The sequence below is a fragment of the Psychrobacillus faecigallinarum genome (genome assembly GCF_014836595.1).
In the GTDB taxonomy this organism is placed as follows: domain Bacteria; phylum Bacillota; class Bacilli; order Bacillales_A; family Planococcaceae; genus Psychrobacillus; species Psychrobacillus faecigallinarum.
Genome location: NZ_JACSQO010000009.1, coordinates 189,216 through 196,808 on the forward strand (window position 1 = coordinate 189,216; position 7,593 = coordinate 196,808).

Genomic DNA, 7,593 nt, shown 5'->3' on the forward strand with positions numbered 1-7,593 from the left:
TACGTGAGTGAATTTAAATATTTAGAGTCAGATCTAGAAGAAGCTACACTCGAATGGCTAGCGGAGATGGATTATTCCATCTTGGCTGGACCTGATATTGCGCATGATGGGGAGTATTCTGAACGTGATAGCTATCATGATGTCGTATTGACAGAGCGTTTACGTGAAGCGCTTGTTCGTATTAATAAAGATGTACCTCGTGAAGCGATTAATTTAGCTGTACAGCGTATCGAAGCTAATGAATCGCCAGAGCTAATTATAAACAATCAGAAGTTTCATAAAATGGTAACTGATGGTGTGGACATTCAACTGCAAGGTGAAAATGGCTACAATCCTACCGTTAAAGTATGGCTTTTTGATTTTGAAAATTACAAAAACAATGATTTCGTGGCTGTAAATCAGTTTACAGTTATCGAAGGAAACCAAAATAAACGCCCTGATGTGCTTGTCTTTGTCAATGGCTTACCGTTAGTAGTCATTGAATTAAAAAATGCTACAAACGAAGCAACAGGCATATCAGAAGGTTATAATCAGTTACAAACGTACAAGCAGATGATTCCTACATTATTCCGGTATAACGCCTTCCTAGTAACGAGTGATGGTGTGAATGCACGTGTTGGTTCATTAACAGCTAATGAAGAACGATTTATGAAATGGCGAACTATTGACGGCATAGAGTTAGCCCCAACGTCCTTGTCTCAGTTAGACGTACTTTTAAAAGGTATGTTAGAACCGTGCAGATTACTAGATATTTTAAGTAACTTCATTTTGTTTCAAACAGATGGTGAGAACACTTACAAGATATTGGCTGCTTATCATCAATACCATGCGGTGAATAAAGCTGTTGAGAAAGCGCAAATTGCTGTAAATGGTGATCATCGTATCGGTGTAGTTTGGCATACACAAGGGTCAGGTAAAAGTCTATCGATGGTATTCTACGCTGCAAAACTGATTCAAGCGATGAATAACCCAACAATTGTTGTATTAACAGACCGTAATGATTTAGATGACCAGCTCTATACAACATTCTCAATGTCACGAGATATTTTACGCCAAACACCTTCACAAGCTGATGATCGTGACGACTTACGCCGATTACTTTCTGTTGAGGCAGGGGGCGTTATTTTTACTACGCTACAAAAGTTCTCACCAGATGAAGATACAGGCATTATGCCATGCCTAACAGAGCGAACAAATGTCATCGTAATGGTAGATGAGGCACACCGTTCGCAATACGGTTTCGATGCCAAAGTACGCAAAAAGGATGCAGAGACAAAATACGGATTTGCAAAGTATGTTCGTGATGCTTTACCAAATGCTTCATTCATTGGTTTTACAGGTACACCAGTAGAAGCATCTGATAAAAATACACCAGCTGTATTTGGTGACTACATTGATGTATATGACATGACACAGGCTGTTGAAGACGGTGCAACGGTAAAAATTTTCTATGAGAGTCGTATTATACCGTTAGATTTACCTGAAGATATAGCGATTGATGATGAATACGAAGAAATTACAGAAGACCAAGAGCAATCAGTAAAAGAAAGCTTGAAGTCGAAATGGTCACGCTTAGAAGCTGTAGCAGGTGCTCAATCACGAGTACAACGATTAGCAAAAGATATTGTAAAGCACTATGAGGACCGTCAGGAAGCGATGTTTGGTAAGTCTATGGCCGTTGTGATGTCCCGCCGTATTGCAATTAATTTATATAAAGAAATTGTATCTTTAAGACCTGATTGGCATTCAGATAATGACGATAAAGGTGTTATTAAAATCGTCATGACAGGATCCTCAAGTGACCCAGCAGATTGGCAGCCATTTATCGGAAATAAACGTCGTCGTGAGTATTTAGCAAAACGTATGAAAGACAATGATGACCCACTAAAAATCGTTATTGTACGTGATATGTGGCTAACAGGCTTTGATGTACCAGCAATGAATACGATGTACATTGATAAACCGATGAAAGGTCATAACTTAATGCAAGCCATTGCACGAGTAAACCGAGTATTCAAGGACAAACCTGGTGGCTTAATTGTAGATTATATTGGCATTGCTGAAAGCTTAAAAGAAGCATTACATCAATACACAGAGAGCGATAAGCGAACAGCTGGAGTGGATACAAACGTTGCCGTAAACATCATGTTGGAAAAGCATGAAATTATTACAGAAATGCTTTATGAACATGATTACAGCAAGTTTGAGTCTGAAAAATCGACAGAACGCATGACAGCGATCATTGCGACAATGGATTATATTTTAGGTCTGGGTGATGATGAGAAACGCCGCTTCTTAAATACAGTAACTGAACTAGCTAAGGCATATGCTCTATGTGCAACGACAGAGGAAGCACTAGAACTAAATGCGGAAATTGGATTCTTTAAAGCGGTAAAAGCAAGCTTAATGAAAAGTATTACTGATGGCAGCGGAAAAAAGACAACTGCTCAAATGGAAGCTCGTATAAATCAGTTAATTTCAAAATCGGTTATTTCAGAAGAAGTCGTAGATATTTATGAAACACTGGGTATAGAGAATCCAGACATATCCATTCTATCTGATAAGTTCTTAGAAGATGTAAAAGCAATGCCTCATAAAAACTTAGCAGTAGAGCTATTAAATCGCTTATTAAATGGTAAGGTAAAGGCTGTCCAACGAACAAACTTAATTCAAGCTCGCAAGTTTTCGGATATGCTTGAAAATGCACTTAATAAATATAATAAGCGTGCGATTGAAACATCGAAAGTAATTGAAGAATTAATTCAATTAGCAAAAGACATGGACGCTGCACACAAACATGGTGAAGCGGTGGGTTTAATTAAAGAAGAAGTAGCTTTTTACGATGCACTAGCTTCACATGAAACAGCTGAGCAAGTATTAGGTGATGATACCTTAAAACTAATCGCTCACGAACTTACAAAGTCTATTAAATCGAATATGAGTATTGACTGGAACTTACGTGAATCCGCACGAGCTAAAATGCGTATTACCGTTAAGCGATTGTTAAAACGTTACGGTTATCCGCCTGATTTACAGAAAGATGCTGTGGATACAGTTATTAAGCAGGCAGAGTTGATGGCACAGTTAGAGTTTGAATTATTTTAGAAATTGAGAGGGATATTAATGGAAAGCGTAATGGAAGTTAGTGATAATTATGGGCACAAGTATGCTGTTGTAAAGAAAATAGGTAGTGGAGGGTTTGGACAAGTTTTCCGAATCCAAAGACAAGATGATGGGACTTACTGGGCGATGAAGACTTTGCCTACACATGTTTCTAGTGAGGATCTTAAAAGTTTCAAAAATGAGGTTAGTATGGCTATGCAAATTTCGCATGCTAACGCTATTCAATATATCTATGTACACGATGGCAGCGAACAGCCTGGATTACCTCCGTATATAATAATGCCTTTAGCTAATAATGGGAGTTTACAAGACTTAATTGAGAAGTTAAAGAAAGAAGAAAAAGATTTAAATGAGGCAGAATTGGTTACATTATTTCATCAGCTAATTGATGGAATGGAAGCAGTCAATTTAAAAATTATTCATAGAGATATAAAGCCTGCTAATATTTTGGTGAATGATAATAAGCTATTGATATCGGATTTTGGTTTGGCGAAATTAGTAAATTCAGTCACGAGAAATATTGCTTATACATTTAAAGGATATGGAACATTAGAATATGTAGCTCCAGAGGGATGGATAAGCGAAAAAAATACTATTGCTATGGATATTTATGCTATGGGTATCACATTTTATCAGTTAGCAACCAAGACGTACCCTTTTAAAGATATAAGTAATAACTCCTTAGAAGCATGGAAGTTACGTCATTTAACAGAAGTACCCATATCTTTAATTGAAAGAAGAATTGATTTACCGGTTACTTTGTCACAGATTCTTATGAAGATGATTGAAAAAAAAGTACAGAATAGATATAAAAATTGGAATGAAATCAGACAAGATTTATTAAAGATTTCTACACAAAACTATGAAAAAGATAATCAAATTGAAAATCTACTTAGAAAGAGAATGGATATTCAATTATCAGAGACAGCTAAAGAATTAGAAGAAAGCCAAAAAATAAATAAAAGACAGCAACATATTCAAATGGTATATTCTCAATTTCAAATGGACATTATTCAGCCATTAAAAGAGTTCGTTGATAAATTTAACATCGCAAGTATTGAAGAAAAAATGATTTTTCATAATCCCGTATTACATTCGAATGAAATGAGTTTTAAAATAAAGTTAGCTTCTAGCGATACTTTAGAAGTAAAAATGCAAGTTTTATTTGACGAGGATTTTTTTAGAGAAGCCAAAAAAGGATACTATCGTGATGAAGGATTTTATAATTCATTACATCAAAGAGTAGTTCGTCCTAAATACAAAAATAATCTGGAAATATTAGCTTGGGGACTAATAAAGATAGCCAATGGAGTTGGATATAATATTTTATTGTTAGAAAATAAAGAAGAAATATACGGTGATTTTGTTTTCTTACTTAATAGTCAAAATCCAATTGTAAGACATAGAACATCTAGACAGCAACCAATTGCATTTGACTATAATGAATTAGAAGAACATGTTCCTCTTATTAACACATTAAGTCATTATAATACTGAAGTCTTGGAGTATTCTGACGAGATATTGACGCAATTCCTAGTAAATTATGGGTAAGATGCTCATTCAGGCATACATTTTAAACATCTAACACTTTTTCTAAAGTTTAGATAAATAGATAAAAAGATTTAAGGTATCAATGAAAAGAGGGTATTTTTTTATTGACGTCTTGAAAAAAAAAATATATAATTAGATTAACCGTTGGGAGGCATGGGTAATGCCCTAATCCAAATATTCCATTTGCGGGATTAAGAATGGTATACCATTCTTTTTTTTTGCTCTAAAGGAGGTAAATTATGTCAAACACTGATACTCCATTAAGTTTAGAGGATCAAATATTACTAATGAAAAATTATGTGGTATTTAGACAAAAAAGTAAGGCGAGGACATTACTGAGAAAAGAAGGTTATTTTAGGGTAAGTAGGTATGGTAAATACCTTTTGTCCTTTACTAATGTTCTACGCTCCAAACCAGATCAAACTTTACTTTACGATCTATATATTTTTGATGAGGCGTTAAGAGAAATCTTTTTCAGATATACACAAAAGGCAGAATTGCAATTTAAAAATCATTTGTCTAATTCAGTTAGTTTAAAATTAAATAATCCTACATTTTATTTAGATAGTAGTAGTTATACGCCCTCTCGAGGAGAGAGTGATAAAATAAAAAGAACTCGTTATCAGAAAAAATTCACAGGATTTTCTACAGACTTAAAGAAAAGCGAAAATAAATTAATATCAAAACCGCATATGTATCCAGAATTAAAAGCTTATCGTAAAGGTGGACCTCGATATAGAAAGAGAATCCCTGCTTGGACTGCTTTTATGTATTTTGATTTTGGAACAATTGAACATATCTATGCTTATTTAAGATTAGATTTACGAAAAGAAGTTTTAGTATCTGGTTATCCAGAAAGTATAAGAAAAGTTAGTAAAATTGATACTAAAAATATGGATACTTGGATTGCTGCAATTCGAAATTTAAGAAATACTTGCTCTCATCACAATATGTTAGTTGGTAAAACCTCTTCTATTGTACACCTTGATAACTTAGATTCTGCAGTAGTTTTGCCAAGCAATACAGATTTATTTTCTAGAATGTATGCCCTAAAAAAAGTATTAGATTTAAAGGATAGTGAAAGTCTAAAAAATGATGTGATTAAATTAATAAAAAAGACTAAATTTAATATACATCAATTTAATATTTTACCTTTGAATTGGGAAACTTTGTTTGATCAAATACATAAGTTTTAGTTTAGCACATACAATAAGATTAACCGTTGGAAGGCGTGGGTAATGCCCTAATCCAAATATTCCATTTGCGGGGAGCAAGGTTATAAATAACTTTGCTCTTTTTTCATGTTTTTAACTAATTAAAAAATGCAGCAAATAGTAGTAATATTTAGTTGCCCCCGCAACGTTTTTTAGTTAAACGTAGTCAAATACGTAGTCGAACAATTTTGACCGTAGCTATAAAACCCTATAAACACTGGTATTACAGTATTTTCAAGAGATGGTGGTTCGACTCCCGCCGTCTCCTTATCACGAACTCATATGATTTCATAAAGTGTCATGTGACATAAAGCATGAATTTTCCTTTTGGAAAGTTTATGCTTTATTTTATTTTAGGAAATTTTGTGCTTGAATAAATTGTTTATTTGAATTGCTTTAAAGTTATTCCTGTTAATCAATACTTGGAGGACCATGAAATTTTATATATTTTGCTTAATCCGATTATTTCTTATCAGGCGAAGAGATCTAGTTTAAGGAAGGTAAAAACAGACGCAATTGATGCGTACCAGTTGTGTGTGCTTTATTACAAAGAAGATTTTGAGCCTCATAAAAACAGAGGAATTCAACTATTAAATCTTGGAAATCTTTCCAGACAACAGGAGATTGTAACGAATATGTATGTGGAGGCTAAGCTACAGTTTCACACTATTTTAGATCAAGTGTTTCCTGAATACCGCAAGGTTTTTGGTGATCTTTATTCGAAGGTTTCTTTACTTATGCTAAAGAAATACCCTACTTCAGAAGCTGTACTAGCTGTTGGAGAAAGTAAGCTAGCTAGCGGAGTGTGTGATGGAGTTTTGTCCAAGACGATCTAGTCAATGGGCATTGGATAAGGCCAAAAAATTAATGGATTCCGCATCTCGAAATCCATTTCAAAAAGTGGTGTATGACAGTCACTTAATCAATCTTCAAATGTATATTGAGTTACTTTTTCAGTACCAGTCACACCTTTCTGAGCTAGAAAATCGTATTGTGACGATGGCAAATGAATTAGAAGATTACAAGGTTGTCCAATCGATTCCAGGAATCGGGGAAAAAATCGCTGCCACGATCATCTCTGAGATTGGTGAAATCGATCGGTTTAGCCATCCTAAAAAATTGGTTGCCTTTGCAGGAGTAGACCCCAGTGTTCACTCATCAGGAAAGTTCATTGCCACAACCAATCGGATTACTAAACGAGGTTCAAGTAGATTACGCCATGCTTTGTATCTTGCCGTATTGTGCGGTATCAGAAGCTCAAGAAACAAAAAGTTGAAAGAATTCTATGACAAGAAGAAATCAGAAGGAAAGCCTTCCAAAGTGGCAATAGTAGCCTGCATAAACAAACTGCTTCATTGGGTTTATGCTTTATTAAATAGAGAAGAATCTTTCCAAGATATAGCGTAATTACTGGTTACAAGTAATTAAGAGAAAACCTTCCAGAAGGTTTTTGGAGGTCTATTTGTCATGCACAAAATAGTATATCATAAGATTAATAGTAATTTTAAAGAAAAATATTGACATCCTATTAGCTGGTTTAGTTAATTAAGACCATCCTTTCGATGGTCTATTTTTATGTCCAAAATATCAAGTAATTCTCAGAAGTCCATTGTGAAATGTTGCACTTAAACTCCCATGAAAATTAAAATCTTCGATTTAGAGAAAAAGGCAATACTAAATCAGACGCAGCTCATTTATTTTTTAA

3 protein-coding genes and 1 pseudogene are annotated in these 7,593 nt (G+C 34.4%); all 4 read left to right on the forward strand.

Annotated elements, in window-relative coordinates:
* The first annotated feature begins 3 nt into the window (after positions 1-3).
* Positions 4-3,105, forward strand: a complete 3,102-nt coding sequence (locus H9650_RS16385) for a type I restriction endonuclease subunit R (RefSeq protein ID WP_191697655.1) — start codon at positions 4-6, stop codon at positions 3,103-3,105.
* A gap of 18 nt (positions 3,106-3,123) precedes the next feature.
* Positions 3,124-4,674: a serine/threonine-protein kinase gene (locus tag H9650_RS16390; RefSeq protein ID WP_191697656.1), complete on the forward strand. Its 1,551-nt coding sequence runs from the start codon at positions 3,124-3,126 to the stop codon at positions 4,672-4,674.
* 239 nt (positions 4,675-4,913) lie between these two features.
* The gene (locus H9650_RS16395) at positions 4,914-5,870 is read left to right on the forward strand and encodes an Abi family protein (RefSeq protein WP_191697657.1); all 957 of its coding nucleotides are present in this window, start codon (positions 4,914-4,916) and stop codon (positions 5,868-5,870) included.
* Between the two features lie 425 nt (positions 5,871-6,295).
* Positions 6,296-7,295: pseudogene (locus tag H9650_RS16400) on the forward strand (IS110 family transposase); the annotation flags it as partial.
* Positions 7,296-7,593 lie beyond the last annotated feature (298 nt).